Origin of the sequence: Stenotrophomonas sp. RG-453, from assembly GCF_033843685.1 — a bacterium.
Taxonomy (GTDB): Bacteria; Pseudomonadota; Gammaproteobacteria; order Xanthomonadales; family Xanthomonadaceae; genus Stenotrophomonas; species Stenotrophomonas bentonitica_A.
Genome location: NZ_JAMYED010000005.1, coordinates 199,102 through 215,009 on the forward strand (window position 1 = coordinate 199,102; position 15,908 = coordinate 215,009).

Genomic DNA, 15,908 nt, shown 5'->3' on the forward strand with positions numbered 1-15,908 from the left:
TGAGGAACATGGAAAGATCAGCTTCATACAAAACCCGTCCGATACAAATACTTACTCACTGCACCGTGAAGCTCACTCCGGCCACATTGATCCACGGGTGCGACATAAACCTTGCGCTTCAGTTGGGCGTGATATCGCAACCATCAGCTCCCGGCCTGACCGCACCCCCGAAACAGGCTCAGGCAGCCTTTGTTGCGCGGATGACCGTGGGTAGCATAAGGAAGTCGTCCCCATAACGGTAGTTGTTTGTTACGAATCCTGCGAAGGGGTCATAACAACACCCGAACGCGATCTTGGAGAATCCGGCCCGGCCCAGAAGATCGGCGAAATCGGCACCAAAGTTGTAGAACGTGTAGATGCCTTCGGGCCGTAGCCCGTCACCATGGAGTTCCGTGGGGAGCAGTTCCAGCAAGGCGCCCTGCTCATCCAGACGCCCCCTGACAAGCGTCGAAGGGAGCCAAGGGAACCATGGCATGGTGAACAGGGCAGTGCCCCCGTCGACCAGCACCCGATGGCATTCCTGGAGGCCTGCCAGCGCATCGGGCACGTGCTCCAGCACGTCGTTGTGCAGGATGCCATCAAGCGACTGGTCGGCGAAGGACATACGCTGCATGTCCTGATGGAAGGCCCGGCGATGGCCGCCCTCGTTGTCGGGGAATTCGTAAGTCTGTCCACTGCGTGCAGAGGAATCATGGAACTCGGACAGCTGGATTCCCGGCCACGCCGCCTCGGCGTAGCGCGCAAGCGGTGAAAAGGCCTCCAACAGCGCAAGGCGGCTACCGTGCGGGAACGCTCTGCGGGCCGCAAGGTACAGCTGGCGCGACCGGGAGTTCAGCCCGCAGGACTGGCACACCAATCCCTCTCGAAGATTGACATCTTCCCCGAACAACGCGCCGCCGTTCACCTGGAGCAGGCAAACGCGCTCGCAATGCACACAGTAGCCGTCAATGGCAGCGCCTGCGGCGATTCCGGCGTCGATTACCCGCATCGTTCCAAGTGAATCTGCAACGGCATCCGTCAGTGCGTCAACGGTGTCGAACCACGTCGATTGCGGATACATGGCGATCTCCCTGAGAGGGGCTCATCCATCCATTCCGGCTTGGTGAGCCTCATGAGCCTTCATCGCCCGCCAAGTCCGTTGAATGCCGGCATGGATGTCAGTATGAGGTGTCCACCCGAGCTCTCTGCAGGCCAGAGTGACGTCGAGGACAACCTCACGCACGTCGAAGGCGCGTCCATCTTGGTACGCTGCCGGCAGTTCACTACCAGTCACCTGCCGGATACAGGCGCACAGCTCGTTGAGACTGATGCCCTTGCCCGACCCGGCATTGAACACCGCATTGCGTCCTGAATCACACGCGCGCAGCGTGAGGTCGATCAGGTCATCAATGAAGATGTAGTCACGAATGGTCTCCCCACCCCCCCAGATCTGGACCCCTTCGCCGGCGAGTGCCTTTCCCAGGAACACAGCCACTGCCCCCTGGATGCCGCCAGTGGCCTGACCAGGGCCATACGGGTTGGAAGGGCGGATGACCACAGGATCCAGCCAGCCCTGGCGTTCAAACACCGCCAGGTAGTGCTCGATTGCAACCTTGACGATCCCATACGACGAAATGGGACGCAGCGGATGGGTTTCCGGCACCGGCACGACGTCCGGATTCCCATACACCGTGCCCCCCGATGAGAAATAGCAGAACCGACGGATCCCGCGGCTCCGCATCGCGGCAAGCAGATGATGCGTACCGGCCAAGTTGCCCTGGATGTCCGCCAGTGGATCGGCATCGGCCGTACTGGGAACCGTGCAGCTGGCCAGGTGGTAGACGGCGTCGACACCGGACAGCACCTGATCGAGTGCCGCTGCATCATGGAAATTGCCGACGTGATAGGTAACCCCGCTCCAGTCCATGTCGGGCCGCGCCGGATATCGATCCAGCACGACCACCTCATCCCCACGTGAACGCAGCGCGCTCACCAGTCGCGAACCGATGAAACCATTACCGCCGATAACCAGCACGCTCATGGCATTACTCCGCATCCACCGGGGCGTTGCGCAGCCCGAAATGGGTGCGCAGCTTGTCTTCGTAGCTCGCCGCCGCTGCACGGGTGGCGGCACTGAGGGGGAACAAACGCTGTGCGTGGGCATGCAGGCTGCGAATCTCGTCCAGATGCCCTTGCGCCTTGGAGCCCAAGGTCACGCTATTGCCATGCCGGCGGTGCTGGTTGAGCGACTCGGCATTGAAGCTCAGGCCCCCCTCACGCAGCAGCAACAGGTAGACCAGCCAGTCACCGGCAATCCGATACTGGGTGATTTCCTCGATATGCGACTGCATGACCTGCAACAGCGGCTCCCGACGGAACAGAACAGCACTGACGTTGGGCAGCGTGTTCTTCACCGCCAGGCCAGCCTCGACCTCTTCGGCGCCCATCGCGGAGTAGCTGGCCCGCCAGCGGTCCCGGGAAAGATCGTTGGTGTACTCCAGGTAGTCGCCCGCCATGACTTCCGCAAATTCATCGATCTGCTCGGACTGGGAGTAGGCGAGTACCGAGCGCGGATTGGATTCCAGCAGGTCAACCAGCGAACGCAGGAAACCGGGTTTGGAGAGGTCATCGGCCTCTGCGATCCAGACGTACTCGCCCCGGGCCAGGCTCACGCCCTTCATCCACTGCCGGAACACCGAGCCGCTGTTATCAGTCGACGCCTCAAGCCGCGGCTCGGGATCAAGCTGGGGCCACAGACGCTCGAGCTCTTCCATGCTGCCATCGGAGGAAGCATCGTCGAGGATGATCACCTCATACAGCGGGAAGTCCTGCCCATACACCGAGGCCAGACGCTCTTCGAGGTAATGGGCATAGTTGTAGTTGGGGACGATGACCGAAACGCGGGGAATCCGGTGCCCAGCCAGATCGAGCAGGTCGAGCAGGTAACTGCGGAAAGAGAACTCGGCATTGACAAGGCGACGACCGGCCGCGCCTGTGGTGGAGCGCAGGCCCGGATCGTCCATCAGACGCGCGAGCGCGGCACCATAGGCAGTTGCATCCAGGGGAGGCACCACGAGTCCCGCCTGGTGCTGCGCAACGAGGTCGGCGCCACCGCCGGTTCCAGCGAACGCCACCACCGGCAACTCGACAGACAACGCTTCCAGCACGACGGAGGGGAACGGATCTTCCCTTGATGCCAGTGCATAGACATCGGCGCCCGCGTAATAGTCGTCCGTGTCGAAATCCAGGCCCGCGAAGTGGAACCGCTCCAGCATGCCATGACGACGCAGCACCTTCTCGGCTGCCTCGCACGCCGCTTCTTCGCGATGTCCCACCCAGACAACATGAACATCGGGGCGCTGCGAAAATGCGCTGGCAACGGCCTCTGCAAGCAGATCCACACCCTTGCGTGCGTCGGCGTAGCCCACCGAGAGCACCAGACGGTCGGCAGGCTTGAGCCCCAGCCGCTGGCGTATCGCCAACCTGGCCGCGCTCCGATCGCGGCGGCCGCGATGCCGGTTGGCAGCAAACAAGCCCTGCGGCAGTTTGACGACCTTCGAATTGCCCGCTTCGTCAAGGAACGGCTGCAATCCGTCCCTTACCGCGTCGGAGGCCACCACGATGCGGCGGGCCACGCTCGAGATATCGGCCAATGCCGGTTCCAGACCGTAGCTCTTGATGACCCCGGGAAGCTCATGGATCAACGAAACGACTGGAAGACCGGCATCACTGAGCGCCTTGACGACCCGCCCACTGACCGCGGTATTGGCCAGTACCGAGCGCACACCCAACTGGCGCAGTTCCTGGGCCAACATGCGCGGGTCACCGTCACCGAGCAGGTGCACGGTTGCGCATTCGGCGAACTGATCGCGCAGGCGCCCGTCCTCGAGCAGGATGACATGGACATCCAGACCAAGACCGGACGCCAGCTTCCTGGCCATGTTCAGCGCCAGATATTGCGCGCCATGGGGGTGCGCGTCATGCGAGATCAGCGCGATGCGCGGTCGGTCCGTTCCCGCCGTGACGTTGCGTGTTGCCTGGAGGAACGCATAGCCATAATGGCGGTCCGGCTCAAGGTGCGCGCCCTCCGCCCATTCGTTCCAGGCGTTGATGAAGACAACGCTTTCGCCGCGCACAGGCTTGGCCAGCGCGAACTCACCGGCAGACTCCAGCCAGCGCTGGTACTCGCTGGGCGAGGAATGCGCGAACGTGTAGCCACGACCCGGCTTGCGGGCCTCGTTGTCCCATCGAGGAGTGACGCCCTTGAACAGCGGGTAGTCTTCATCAGGCCAGGTCCTGGAGCGCTCGGCCATCTCGCGATAATCGACGACATAACCTTCATATCGCGGATTGGCGATCTCCAACGTATGGTTGATGCTCGACAGACCACGCGCGACTTTATGCGGCGGAAATTCCAGCGCCGCGTCAAAGCCATAGGTGCGCGGATCGTCCACGTCAAACTGGACCATCGCGATGAACAGCTCGCCCAGACCCTGCTCGCGTGCGTACGTCCTCCACACCTCCAGCGACTTGCGCGCATCCGGAAGCAGTGATGGACGGTAGATGATCAGCAATGGCCGGCCGTCAATGCGGATGTAGCGCGCATCGGACAGGTACGGCATCGCGTCCCGGATGAACGCAATATCATTGTCGGCGGTGTAGTTCTGACCGATGAGCACGTCGTTCTCGTGCCCATCCCAGCGGCGGGTCCAGTTCTCATTGGCCCAGCAGATGCAGAACGGCAGGTCGATTTCCGGGTGCGCAAGCAACTGGTCAACCGGACGTTCCATCAGGCGATGGCCGGAGAACCAGTAATGATGGAAACAAAAGCCGTGTACACCGTAGAGCTTGGCCAGCTCAGCCTGACGCTGCATGACATCCATCAGGCGCAGGTCATAGAAGCCCAGCTCTCCAGGCAGGTGCGGCTGGCGATGACCCTGGAATTGGGGTACGGCCTTGCTGACGTTGGTCCACTCCGTAAAACCACGACCCCACCACGCATCGTTCTCATCGAATGGATGGAACTGCGGCAGATAGAAGGCGATCGTTTTGAATCGGAGGCTGGCCGGCGGTTGCAGCGAAGTCGGCAATTCAACGTATTCAGGCCCGCGCACGCCAGAGGCCGTATCAAAACCATCCGCATAGATACGCGAGACGGCGGACACCTTCACCGTTTCGGCGACGATCGCGGCCGTGGCCGCAGGCGGCGACTGCGCGCCACCGGTGGCCACCGCGAACTCCTGCCCGGCGCCGAAGGTCTTCCAACGACGGTATGCGTTGGTACCGGAAAAAACGACACCGAAATTCCGAAACAGGAAATCCTTCAGTGCGAGCCGTGTATTCCAACCCGGCACCGCCATATAAATACGGCGCGCAGCTGCCCCCAGTTTTCCCGCTTTCTGATCCTTTTGCATCGTTTTACAGGTGCCTCCTGGCACTTCCAGACAATTTCCTCAGCCACCCAGTGTAACGCCAACTCCGGGATGCCTTGAGCAGTTCCACGTCCCTTTCGCGATGTTCACTGATGATGCGTTGTTCGGTGACCGCCAACTGCAGCTGCTGAACGTCGCGCTGGGCCAGATCGCGCTGGGCGTTTGCAGCTGCCAGGTCAGAGCGCAGCGATGAAATCTCATTGCGCAGGGTCTCGGATTCACCGCGCAATGCCCCGGCGGCGGTGATGTGGCCCAGAACCATTTCCTGCGACTCGGCCAACATGCGCTCAAGCGAGCGGACGCGCTCCTCGGTGGCGATCGCCTCTGAAAGCTGCTGACGCACCTCGGCCAACTGCGACCGGAACTGCCCGATGTCCGATGATTGGCTGCTGGTGGCTTCGGCAAGCAACGCGCGGTTCTGGTCGAAGGCGCTTTGCAGGCTCTCAAACCGACGTTCCTGGACGAGCCGATCATGGCTACCCTCGCGGCGCACATCATCCACCAGCGAGCCCAGGACGGACAACGACGACAGCACTTCGTTGCGGCTGTCGCGCAGACTCTCGATCTCTGCCATGTGCGCCTCGCGGGTCCGGCGCAGCTCATCCTCGGCCTCCGTCAGAACGGCGGCCTTGTGGTCCTCGTGCTGCTCCAGCTCACCCTTCAGCGCGGTGATCTCCGCACGCAGACGTAGCAGCTCCACGTCGCCCTGCTGCACTCGCTCGGGCAGGTGCACCCCGTAGAAAGTGGCGGCGTCGAGCTCGTGAACCTTCAGCTCGAAAAATGTGGACAGCTGCTGCGGCAGTGCACCGTCACTGGCAATGACCAGGTCATAAAGAGGACGGCTCAGGCCATGAGACCATTCGCTGGTTTCGGGCCCGGTGACTTGGATGGAATCAAACGCAGCGGCGCCATCTGCCACCAACAACGACCCATGGACCACACGCTGCGAATAGACCTCCTGCTGCGGAAAATAGCGCCCGACCAATTCCACCAACTCGTGGCGGAAAAGCTCTTTGACATGGTACGGGTTTGAATAGCCCGTCTCGATTGAGTAATACTGCTTGTTCGGGCTGGACATGATCATCAATCCACCGGGCCGCAGCACCCGCCGGATTTCAGAGAGCATCTCCTCATGCTGATCGTGGTGCTCGATTGTTTCGAAGCTGACCACCACGTCCAACGAGTCGTCGGCGAGCGGCAACAATGCGGCCGATGCCTCGACAAAGCGCAGATGGTCCGAACCGTACCTTAGTGACGCGTGCTCGACGGCTTCGGCAGAAATATCGATGCCGATAACAGATGTCGCCACCGTGGACAGGATCTGACTGCCGTAGCCCTCACCGCAGGCCACGTCCAACACCTGCTTGCCTGCGCAGAACCTGGCAGCAAAGTGATACCGGTGCAGATGCTCAAATGCGATCTGGCCCGCAACCTCGGGCATGAACCGTTCGCCGGTAAATGCCAGATCCTCTGTGTGCTCTTCAACCTGGGTTGCCATGGGACACCTCGATACGTGAATGCGGTTAAGCCCGGATCACCCGGAAACGAAATCTTCCTGCTCGACTACCAAACGAACGCGCTGCATGGGCGCGCCGAACAGGCCCAGGCAGATGCCACGCGCATGAACATGGAAGGCGAGCGCATCATGCAGCCAGTGGTGCTGGACATGGTGCTCCTGATTGCCATCGGCGATGGCCGCACTCATTGTGTAGTCCCCCTCGCGAAGGACCGGCATACGGAAGTCGAATGACGCCGTCAGCAACTGCCCCGCGTCGGCAGCGGGCGGAACGTCCAGTGAGGCGACAAAGGTATTGTCCGCAAATAACGTCTGCCCAAGCCGGTCATAAACTTCGAACCCGATGATCGGCGAAACCAACGGTTGATTGACACGACAACGAATCTGCAGCCGCACCGGCTCACCGCCCACCACCCACGAGAGCGGATTGCCGTCGCTATCCACGAACGCGGCCGACTGGACCTGTGCCCCGCCCTGCCCGAATCCCTTGTCCGAGTTGAACTCGAAAACACGGATCTCGTGGCGATGCTCGCTGGCGTTGATCAGATCCTGGCGGAAATCCCGGGGTGCCATGCCGTCATGGTTCGCATCGACAGCACTGACAACGCTCGCAGCACCCATCGACAGGGGATCGGCCATGACCGACTCAACTGCAGCAACCGACTCCGGTGCAGGACCCGCATTGATCATCTCGACCGCATAGAGATCTTCAAGATACTTGGCAGTGACTTCCTTGGGTGGGCCGTCGGCCACCACCTTTCCATGGGAAAGCCAGACCACGCGGTCGCACAGGTTGATTACTGCGGCAGTGTCATGCGATACAAACACGACAGTGCCGTTCTGCATGAACGTGCGCAGGAAGCGCATGCATTTCTGGACGAAGAAGGCATCGCCGACGCTCAATGCCTCATCAATCACCAGAATGTCCGCGTCGACGTGGGCAATGACCGCAAAAGCGAGGCGGACGAACATGCCGCTGGAGTAGGTCTTGACCGGCTGATCGATGAAATCCCCGATGTCGGCGAATTCCACGATGGAATCGTACTTGCTGCGCAACTGCTCGTCTGACAACCCGAGAAGGGCGCCATTGAAGAAGACATTCTCGCGCCCGGTGAAATCCGGATTGAAACCGGCACCAAGCTCAAGTAGTGGGGCCACCCGGCCATCCACCAGAATCTGTCCTTCCGACGGAGAAAGTGTTCCGCTGAGCAGCTGCAGCAAGGTGGACTTACCCGACCCATTCCGGCCGATGATGCCGACCGTTTCACCCTTGCGGATTTCGAAGGAAACGTCCTGGAGCGCGCTGAAGCGGCGACTGTAGGACCTTCCGTCACGCCCAACGGCACGCGCTGCACGCGAGAACAGCGCCTCCTTCAAGCGATCCTGCGGCGAGCCGTAGACCTGATAGTGCTTGGAGACACCGGCGACCTTGAGTACGACTGGATCAGATGACATCAGCGAATCCATCCCTCGATTTCTGGAAGAAGGCATAGCCGGCTACGGCCATGACCAAGCCGATCAAAATGCCTACACCAAAATAGGCAGGAGACGGAATGTCTCCAAACATCAGCACTTTGCGGGCAGCCTCCAACACCCAGGTCAGTGGATTGGCCTGGATCAGCGGACGATAATGCGCGGGAATCGAATCAAGCGCATAGAAAACCGGCGACAGGAAGAGCAACAGCGTTGCCAGCGTGCCGGTGATCTGCGCGACATCGCGGAAATAGACGCCGATCGCGGCCAGAAACCATGAAATCCCTAAACAGCCCAGCAGCAGCGGAAGCATCACCAGCGGGAACAGGATCGCCGTCCAAGGCAGGGGTACGCCCATGCAAAGCTGCGCGATGGTCAGCACCATCCAGCTGATGAACGCATGGAACACGGCGGAACCGAGGGTCACCCATGCATACACTTCGAGGGGGAACACCACTTTTTTCACATAGTTCGGGTTGCCAGTGATCAGCACCGGCGATCGGTTGATGCATTCAGCGACAACGCCATGCACGATCAGGCCTGAGAACAGAATCAGAGCAAAACCGCCGCTGGTGTCGAAATCCTTCCACTTGGCCTTGAAAACGATTGAGAAAACGAAGGTGTAGAGCACCAGCATGATCAGCGGCGTGATGAACGACCATGCGAGACCGGCGAACGAGCCCCGGTAGCGACCCACAATCTCACGCTGGATGAGGCGAAAGATGAGCTGACGGTGCTCGATCGGCGAGCGCAGGAAACCGGCCAGCGGCCGACGACGCGACGCGGCGTAGGGAACGAGTCCCGGCGCGTTCTTGTCCAGACCACTGCTCACGCCAACGCCCCTTCCAGATCCACCTGGAGATCACCCAGGTCTTCCACGCCCACGCTCAGCCGCACCAGCGCATCACTGATGCCCAGCTTTTCCCGGCGTTCCACCGGAATCGAAGCATGCGTCATCACCGCAGGATGGTTGACCAGGCTTTCCACGCCCCCCAGCGACTCGGCCAGGGTGAACAGTTCGGTCTTCTCGCAGAAACGCTTGGCCGCCTCGAAACCGCCCTTGATCACGATCGAAACAATGCCGCCGTAGCCGTTCATCTGGCGGGTCGCCAGCTCGTGTTGCGGGTGCGAAGTCAGGCCGGGATAGATGACCTTCTCCACGGCCGGGTGCTTTTCCAGCCACTGGGCCAGGGCCAGGGCGTTGGCGCAGTGCGCCTTCATGCGCAGCGGCAGGGTCTTCAGGCCACGCAGGGCCAGGAAGCTGTCGAACGGCCCCTGCACGGCGCCGATGGAGTTCTGCAGGAAGGCCATCTGCTCGGCCAGTTCGGCGTTGTCACCGACCACCACCATGCCGCCGACCATGTCCGAGTGCCCGTTGAGGTACTTGGTGGCCGAGTGCAGGACCAGATCCGCGCCCTGCTCCAGCGGGCGCTGCAGCATCGGCGAGGCGAAGGTGTTGTCGACCACCACCAGCAGGTTGTGGCGCTTGGCGATCGCAGCGACTGCGGCGATGTCCACGATCTTCAGCATCGGGTTGGTCGGGGTCTCGATCCAGACCATCTTCGTCTGCGGGGTGATCGAGGCCTCGAACGCGGCCAGGTCGGTCAGGTCGACGAAGCTGAACTGCAGGCCGGCAGTGCGCTTACGCACGCGCTCGAACAGGCGGAAGGTGCCGCCATAGATATCGTCCATCGCCACCACGTGGCTGCCGGCATCCAGCAGCTCCATCACCGTGGAGCTGGCGGCCATGCCCGAGGCGAACGCGTAACCGCGGCTACCGCCTTCCAGGGAGGCCACGCAACGTTCGTAGGCGAAGCGGGTGGGATTGTGGGTACGCGAGTACTCGAAGCCCTGGTGCTCGCCGGGGCTGGACTGGGCGTAGGTGGAGGTCGCATAGATCGGCGGCATCACCGCGCCGGTGCTCGGATCCGGCGATTGGCCGCCGTGGATGGCCAGGGTAGCCAGGGCGAGCGAGCGGTCGCCGTGCCCGGAAGAAGCGTGATCGGACATGTTGTTTCCCAGCAAGAGGAGCCCCCATGGGGGGCCCCGCAAAAGGAGCGGAAGTCTATCAGCGGTGGCTTAATCGGCCGTTGACGCGGATAAACATGGGTTCATTGCGACACAGACGCTTACTGTACGCGCCGGCGCAGGTAGTTCAGCAGGTCGATGCGGGTGATCAGGCCGAGGAAGTTGGCGCCATCCATGACGATGGCGACCTGGCCACGGTCGAACACCGGCAGCAGGGCCTCGATCGGGGATTTCACGTCCAGGCGGTCCAGCTTGCTGACCATCGCGGTGGCGACCGGGTCGCGGAAGCGGGCTTCGTCGCCGTAGACATGCAGCAGGACGTCGCTTTCATCCACGATGCCGACCAACTGGTCGCCGTCCATCACCGGCAGCTGCGACACGTCGTACAGCTTCATGCGCTGGTAGGCGGTGGTCAGCAGATCGTTCGGGCCGATCACCACGGTATCGCGCTGGCCGTACGGGCGCAGGATCAGGTCGCGCAGGTCGCCGGACTGCGGACGCTCCAGGAAGCCGTTGTCCAGCATCCAGTAGTCGTTGTACATCTTGGACAGGTACTTGTTGCCGGTGTCGCAGACCAGCACCAGCACCTTCTTCGGGGTGGTCTGCTCTTTGCAGTACTTCAGCGCCGCGGCCAGCAGGGTACCGGTGGACGAGCCGCCGAGGATGCCTTCCTTGCCCAGCAGCTCGCGCGCGGTATGGAAGCTCTCGGCATCGCTGATCGCGTAGGCCTTGGTGACGCGGCTGAAATCGGCGATCGAGGGCAGGAAGTCCTCGCCGATGCCTTCCACCAGCCAGCTGCCCGACTTGTCGTTGAGCACGCCGTCATTGATGTACTCGGCGAGGATCGAGCCGACCGGGTCGGCCAGGACCAGTTCGGTCTTCGGCGAGAGGGTGGAGAAGGCGCGCGACAGGCCGGTCATGGTGCCGGAGCTGCCACAGCCGAACACGATCGCGTCCAGGTCGCCGTCCATCTGCGCCAGGATTTCCGGGCCGGTGCCGAACTCATGCGCGGCCGGGTTGTCCGGGTTGCCGAACTGGTTGATGAAGTACGCGCCGGGGGTTTCCTCGGCCACGCGCTTGGCCATGTCCTGGTAGTACTCGGGGTGCCCCTTGGCCACATCCGAACGGGTCAGGCGCACTTCGGCGCCCATCGCCTTGAGGTTGAAGATCTTCTCGCGGCTCATCTTGTCCGGCACGACCAGGATCAGCTTGTAGCCCTTCTGCTGGGCGACCAGCGCCAGGCCCAGGCCGGTGTTGCCGGCGGTGCCCTCGACCAGGGTCGCGCCCGGCTTGAGGTCGCCACGCTGCTCGGCGGCTTCGATCATCGACAGGCCGATGCGGTCCTTGATCGATCCTCCGGGATTGGCACTCTCGAGCTTCAGGTAAAGCTCGCAGACACCGGTATCCAGGCGCTGGGCCTTGACGATCGGGGTCTGGCCAATGAGTTCGAGTACGGAGGAGTGGATTGCCATCGGTTCACATCGATTCGCGCCGCAATGCGGCCGGACCGGTGATTATCCGACGGTTGGCGGCGAAAGTCAGGTTGCCGCGTTCATCAAGCGGCGCGGACGGCACCGGTCGACGAGGAGACCGGAACCGCCCGCGACGTAGGGCAGCAAGGGGGGTCAGTGCACGGGGGAGGCGTACATCCGTTCCAGTTTCTGCTTGGCCAGCAGCTTTTCACGCTTCATCTGTCCCAGGGTGAGGCTGTCTATCGGAAGCACACCCAGCTCGGCATCCATGCACTTCTTGTTCAACTTCTGGTGCCGTTCGTAGAGCGCCTTGAATTCAGGATCCTGCTTGCGCCGTGCGTCGATATCGCTCTGGGGCTGACCTTCAAACATGATGAACCTCCTATCGCTTCTGTAGAAACAAGAACGCCCCGGCCTGACGGCACGGGGCGCTGCTTGGGGCGGAGTGCCGGACAACCCTGACCTGCGAACCCGCAGCGGCGGCCAGTAGAGACTGGACCTCGGACTGCTGTGATTCGTGGCGCTGGTGCATTGCCGGCCCTCCTATCGTCCGGGACGCGGAAGGCGACCCGGACAACTGACCCTACGCTTGCTTCGGGGCCGGTTCAACCCTTTCAAACGATATCGTCGACCCCGCCTAAGCGGGGTTCAGGCTGAACGCGCAGAACAACGAAAATTAAACAAAAACAACCAGTTGCGTCATGACCCCTGCGCGACGCAGCACCGGTCCGGCATCAGGGCGCGATGATGACCTCGGCCGAGCGGGCCTTGGTCGCGGCGGCCTTCTTGCCGCTGACCTGCAACCGGCTGGCACTGACACCAGCCGCCACGAGCGCATCGCGCAGGGCCTCGGCGCGCTGCTGGCCGACACCGGCCGCGGCGTCGTACGCCTCGATCCGGACCCGGCCCTTCTTGCCGATGTTCAGGTACTCGGCCAAGGCCTTGGCCTGGCCCTTGGCACCGCCGGACAGGCTGCCCTTGCCGGCCGCGAAAGCATCGCCGTTGAAGGTGAACACTTCGCCGCGGCTGTCGAACTTGGAGCCCGGCAGCTTGCTGCCCGCCACCAGCTCGGCTTCCTCACGGGCCAGCTTGGCCGCGTTCTGCTGGGCGGCGCTCAGTCGCGCGGTCTGCTTGCCAGCCACGCTGGTCAGCGCGGTTTCGGCATCCTGGCGGGCCAGCGCTTCCTGCTCGGCCGCCTGGCGCAGGCGCTCGCTTTCCTCGGCCTGGATCTGGGCCTGCACGCGCAGGCGCTCGGCTTCCTGGCGGGCACGCTGGGCATCGCGGCGGCTGGCTTCGATCAGCAGCTCGCTGCGGGTGCGTTCAAGCTGATCCACCTCACGCTGGGCCAGCGCGGCACGGACACTGGTCTCGGCGATCTCGACCCGGCGCTCGGCCAGGTAACGGGCCTGGTCCTGGTCGCGGCGCTTGGCCTTGGCCAGATCGGCCACGGCCTGCTGGGCCTGCAAGCGCTCGAAGGCGGCCAGCTGGGCCGCATCCGGGTTGGACTGGATCGCCATCAGACGCTGGGTCAGCTGGGCCACGGCCGGGTCATCGGCGGCCTGGACCATCAGCGGCAGGCTGAGGCTGGCGGCCAGCAGCAGGCAGGGCATGCGCATCTTGGTGGACATCATCAGCGATCTTCCCCGGTGGCCAACTGGCGCTGCAGCTGGCTGACTTCATTGCGGCGCAGCTGCAGCTGCGCGGTGGCGGTGGCTTCTTCGCTGCGGGCGCGGGCCAGGTCGGCATCGACCGTGGCGCGAACGGCCAGTATCGGCGCGTTCTTGCGCTCGCGGCGGTCGCCAGCGGCACGCTGGGCCTGCTCCAGGCCCTGGCGGGCCACGGCGATCAGGTCCGGGGCGTACTGGTCGGCATCGGCCTGGGTGGCCTTGTCGACCGCCTGCTGGGCCTGCATCAGCTCCAGGGCGCCATCCTGCGCTTGTGCGGCACCAGAGAGCGCGAATGCGCACACCGTCACATACAGGGCCCGTCGTATTTGTGCGAAGCTAGGTTTCATTGGGGGTGCCGTCGCCAGAGTTGTGTGCGCGGCCATTGTCGGAAGCCTGCGGTGCGCTTGCAATGGCAAGCCGCTGATTGTTGGGGAAACATTTCGCATGGATATCGGCTATTTCCTGAAGCTGATGACCGAAAAGAACGCGTCGGACATGTTCTTGACGACCGGAGCACCGGTATACATCAAGATCGAGGGGAAACTCTATCCGCTGGGCAATACCGGGCTGCCGCCCGGGATGGTCAAGAAGATCGCCTACTCGTTGATGGATGAGGGCCAGGCCCCGCAGTTCGAGCGCGAGCTCGAGCTCAACATGGCCATTGCCCTGCCCGACGCCGGGCGCTTCCGCGTCAACGTGTTCAAGCAGCGCGGCGAGGTCGGCATGGTGATCCGCGCGATCCGCAGCAAGATCCCCAGCATCGAAGAACTCAACCTGCCCCAGGTCCTGAAGGACGTCATCATGACCCCGCGCGGGCTGGTGCTGGTGGTCGGCTCGACCGGCTCGGGCAAGTCGACCTCGCTGGCCTCGATGATCGACCACCGCAACAGCACCACGACCGGGCACATCCTCACCATCGAGGACCCGATCGAGTACCTGCACAAACACAAGATGTCGATCGTGAACCAGCGCGAGGTCGGGCTGGACACGCACACCTTCCACGACGCGTTGAAGAACGCGATGCGTGAAGCGCCCGACGTGATCCTGATCGGCGAGATCCTGGATGCGGAAACCATGGAGGCGGCCATCGCGTTCGCTGAAACCGGGCACCTGTGCCTGGCCACCCTGCACTCCAACAACGCCGACCAGACCATCGAGCGCATCCTCAACTTCTTCCCCGAGAGCGCGCACCGCAACGTGCTGATGAACCTCTCGCTGAACCTGCGTGCGGTCGTCTCCCAGCGCCTGGTCAAGGGCAAGGACGGGCGCCGCCTGCCGGCCACCGAAGTGCTGATCAACACGCCGATGATCCGCGACCTGCTGCGCCGCGGCCAGGTGCACGAGATCAAGGCGGCGATGGAGGCCTCGCTGGAAGAAGGCATGGAGAGCTTCGACCAGTGCCTGTTCCGGATGGCCAAGAACGGCATCATCGAGCAGGAGGAGGCGCTGCGCGCGGCCGACTCGCGCGATGGCCTGGCGTTGAAATTCCGGCTGTCCGAAGGCGGCAGCGAACACGATCCGTACGCGGATTACTCGGCTGCCTCCGCACCGGCGATCACGCACGGGTTCTAGCGGTTCCCCACCGTTGGTGGGGGCATCTGACACGGCGCATCGACCAACGGTCGATGCCTACCCGTCTCCCCGCGTCGATCTGTCGATGCCCACCGTCATCCTGCGTCGATCTGATGCTCCGGCCTGGCTGCATCGAATGCCGGCAGGGCCAGGCACGCGGCTTCGATCCGCTGCAGCGTCGGGTACGGCGCCAGATCCAGCCCGAACCGGTGCGCGTTGTACAGCTGCGGCACCAGGCAGGCATCGGCCAGGCCGGGCTGGTCGCCCTGGCAGAACGTGCCCGTCCTGGCATCGCCGGCCAACAGCGTTTCCATCGCCGCGAACCCCTCCGCCATCCAGTGCAGCGTCCACTGGGTGCGCGCCTCGGCGCTGGCCTGCAGCGTGCGCTCCAGATACTGCATCACCCGCAGGTTGTTGAGCGGGTGGATGTCGCAGGCCACCAGCTGCGCCAGCGCACGCACCCGTGCCCTGCCCTCCGCATCGGCGGGCAGCAACGGCGGGGCCGGAAACACCTCGTCCAGATACTCCAGGATCGCCATCGACTGCTGCAGCACGCGCTCGCCATGGCGCAGGGTCGGCACCAGCTCCTGCGGGTTGAGCGCGGCATAGGCCGCGCCGTGCTGCTCGCCCCCCTCGCGGACCAGGTGCACCGGGGTGATCCGGTGCGGCAGGCCCTTGAGATTCAGCCCGATGCGCACGCGGTAGGCTGCGCTGGAGCGCCAGTAACTGAACAGCTCGATCGGTTCCATGGCGGTCTCCCGGCCGTTGC

General features: G+C 63.1%; 13 protein-coding genes. 1 reads left to right on the top strand and 12 read right to left on the bottom strand.

Features of this window, described 5'->3' with window-relative positions:
* Positions 1 to 178: 178 nt before the first annotated feature.
* The 11 genes from NJD74_RS11585 to NJD74_RS11635 form a co-directional block, all read right to left on the bottom strand.
* Entirely contained in the window at positions 179 to 1,060 is an 882-nt protein-coding gene (locus tag NJD74_RS11585) for a methyltransferase domain-containing protein (protein ID WP_102788981.1), read from the bottom strand.
* A gap of 21 nt (positions 1,061 to 1,081) precedes the next feature.
* Positions 1,082 to 2,020, bottom strand: coding sequence for an NAD-dependent epimerase/dehydratase family protein (locus NJD74_RS11590; RefSeq protein ID WP_102788980.1), 939 nt, complete (start codon positions 2,018 to 2,020; stop codon positions 1,082 to 1,084).
* A 4-nt stretch (positions 2,021 to 2,024) separates the two neighbouring features.
* Positions 2,025 to 5,393, bottom strand: a complete 3,369-nt coding sequence (locus NJD74_RS11595; protein ID WP_254427827.1) for a glycoside hydrolase family 99-like domain-containing protein — start codon at positions 5,391 to 5,393, stop codon at positions 2,025 to 2,027.
* Positions 5,394 to 5,397: 4 nt separating this feature from the next.
* Complete coding sequence (locus tag NJD74_RS11600) at positions 5,398 to 6,909, bottom strand: class I SAM-dependent methyltransferase (RefSeq protein WP_102788978.1); 1,512 nt, start codon at positions 6,907 to 6,909, stop codon at positions 5,398 to 5,400.
* Between the two features lie 36 nt (positions 6,910 to 6,945).
* Positions 6,946 to 8,394 (bottom strand): ABC transporter ATP-binding protein, encoded by a 1,449-nt coding sequence (locus NJD74_RS11605; RefSeq protein WP_237740274.1) that lies wholly within the window; start codon positions 8,392 to 8,394, stop codon positions 6,946 to 6,948.
* Positions 8,372 to 9,232, bottom strand: a complete 861-nt coding sequence (locus NJD74_RS11610; protein ID WP_019182590.1) for an ABC transporter permease — start codon at positions 9,230 to 9,232, stop codon at positions 8,372 to 8,374. Before NJD74_RS11610 ends, NJD74_RS11605 begins: the two co-directional genes overlap by 23 nt.
* Positions 9,229 to 10,410, bottom strand: a complete 1,182-nt coding sequence (locus tag NJD74_RS11615) for a cystathionine gamma-synthase (protein WP_102788977.1) — start codon at positions 10,408 to 10,410, stop codon at positions 9,229 to 9,231. The genes NJD74_RS11610 and NJD74_RS11615 overlap by 4 nt, the downstream gene beginning before the upstream one ends.
* 119 nt (positions 10,411 to 10,529) lie before the next feature.
* On the bottom strand, positions 10,530 to 11,900 hold the full coding sequence (locus tag NJD74_RS11620) for a pyridoxal-phosphate dependent enzyme (protein WP_102788976.1): 1,371 nt from the start codon (positions 11,898 to 11,900) through the stop codon (positions 10,530 to 10,532).
* A gap of 153 nt (positions 11,901 to 12,053) precedes the next feature.
* A complete protein-coding gene (locus NJD74_RS11625; RefSeq protein WP_019182593.1) occupies positions 12,054 to 12,272 on the bottom strand; it encodes a YdcH family protein in 219 nt (72 codons plus the stop codon).
* A 362-nt stretch (positions 12,273 to 12,634) separates the two neighbouring features.
* Positions 12,635 to 13,516 carry a hypothetical protein gene (locus NJD74_RS11630; RefSeq protein WP_167390370.1) on the bottom strand — a complete coding sequence of 294 codons (882 nt, stop codon included), beginning with the start codon at positions 13,514 to 13,516 and terminating at the stop codon, positions 12,635 to 12,637.
* A 14-nt stretch (positions 13,517 to 13,530) separates the two neighbouring features.
* A complete protein-coding gene (locus tag NJD74_RS11635) occupies positions 13,531 to 13,914 on the bottom strand; it encodes a DUF4398 domain-containing protein (RefSeq protein ID WP_167390367.1) in 384 nt (127 codons plus the stop codon).
* 97 nt (positions 13,915 to 14,011) lie between these two features.
* On the opposite strand from NJD74_RS11635, the gene NJD74_RS11640 reads away from it, so the two are divergent.
* Positions 14,012 to 15,139 carry a PilT/PilU family type 4a pilus ATPase gene (locus NJD74_RS11640; RefSeq protein WP_046273783.1) on the top strand — a complete coding sequence of 376 codons (1,128 nt, stop codon included), beginning with the start codon at positions 14,012 to 14,014 and terminating at the stop codon, positions 15,137 to 15,139.
* Between the two features lie 95 nt (positions 15,140 to 15,234).
* Here NJD74_RS11640 and maiA read toward each other — a convergent pair whose 3' ends face one another.
* Complete coding sequence (gene maiA, locus NJD74_RS11645) at positions 15,235 to 15,888, bottom strand: maleylacetoacetate isomerase (protein ID WP_019182598.1); 654 nt, start codon at positions 15,886 to 15,888, stop codon at positions 15,235 to 15,237.
* Positions 15,889 to 15,908: the final 20 nt, after the last annotated feature.

Bases quoted from the DNA above. Each gene is read 5' to 3' on its own strand.
- NJD74_RS11615 (WP_102788977.1), bottom strand. From the start codon at position 10,410: ATGTCCGATCACGCTTCTTCCGGGCACGGCGACCGCTCGCTCGCCCTG.
- NJD74_RS11635 (WP_167390367.1), bottom strand. From the start codon at position 13,914: ATGAAACCTAGCTTCGCACAAATACGACGGGCCCTGTATGTGACGGTG.
- NJD74_RS11630 (WP_167390370.1), bottom strand. From the start codon at position 13,516: ATGCGCATGCCCTGCCTGCTGCTGGCCGCCAGCCTCAGCCTGCCGCTG.
- maiA (WP_019182598.1), bottom strand. From the start codon at position 15,888: ATGGAACCGATCGAGCTGTTCAGTTACTGGCGCTCCAGCGCAGCCTAC.
- NJD74_RS11640 (WP_046273783.1), top strand. From the start codon at position 14,012: ATGGATATCGGCTATTTCCTGAAGCTGATGACCGAAAAGAACGCGTCG.
- NJD74_RS11625 (WP_019182593.1), bottom strand. From the start codon at position 12,272: ATGTTTGAAGGTCAGCCCCAGAGCGATATCGACGCACGGCGCAAGCAG.
- NJD74_RS11605 (WP_237740274.1), bottom strand. From the start codon at position 8,394: ATGGATTCGCTGATGTCATCTGATCCAGTCGTACTCAAGGTCGCCGGT.
- NJD74_RS11595 (WP_254427827.1), bottom strand. From the start codon at position 5,393: ATGCAAAAGGATCAGAAAGCGGGAAAACTGGGGGCAGCTGCGCGCCGT.
- NJD74_RS11600 (WP_102788978.1), bottom strand. From the start codon at position 6,909: ATGGCAACCCAGGTTGAAGAGCACACAGAGGATCTGGCATTTACCGGC.
- NJD74_RS11620 (WP_102788976.1), bottom strand. From the start codon at position 11,900: ATGGCAATCCACTCCTCCGTACTCGAACTCATTGGCCAGACCCCGATC.
- NJD74_RS11585 (WP_102788981.1), bottom strand. From the start codon at position 1,060: ATGTATCCGCAATCGACGTGGTTCGACACCGTTGACGCACTGACGGAT.
- NJD74_RS11590 (WP_102788980.1), bottom strand. From the start codon at position 2,020: ATGAGCGTGCTGGTTATCGGCGGTAATGGTTTCATCGGTTCGCGACTG.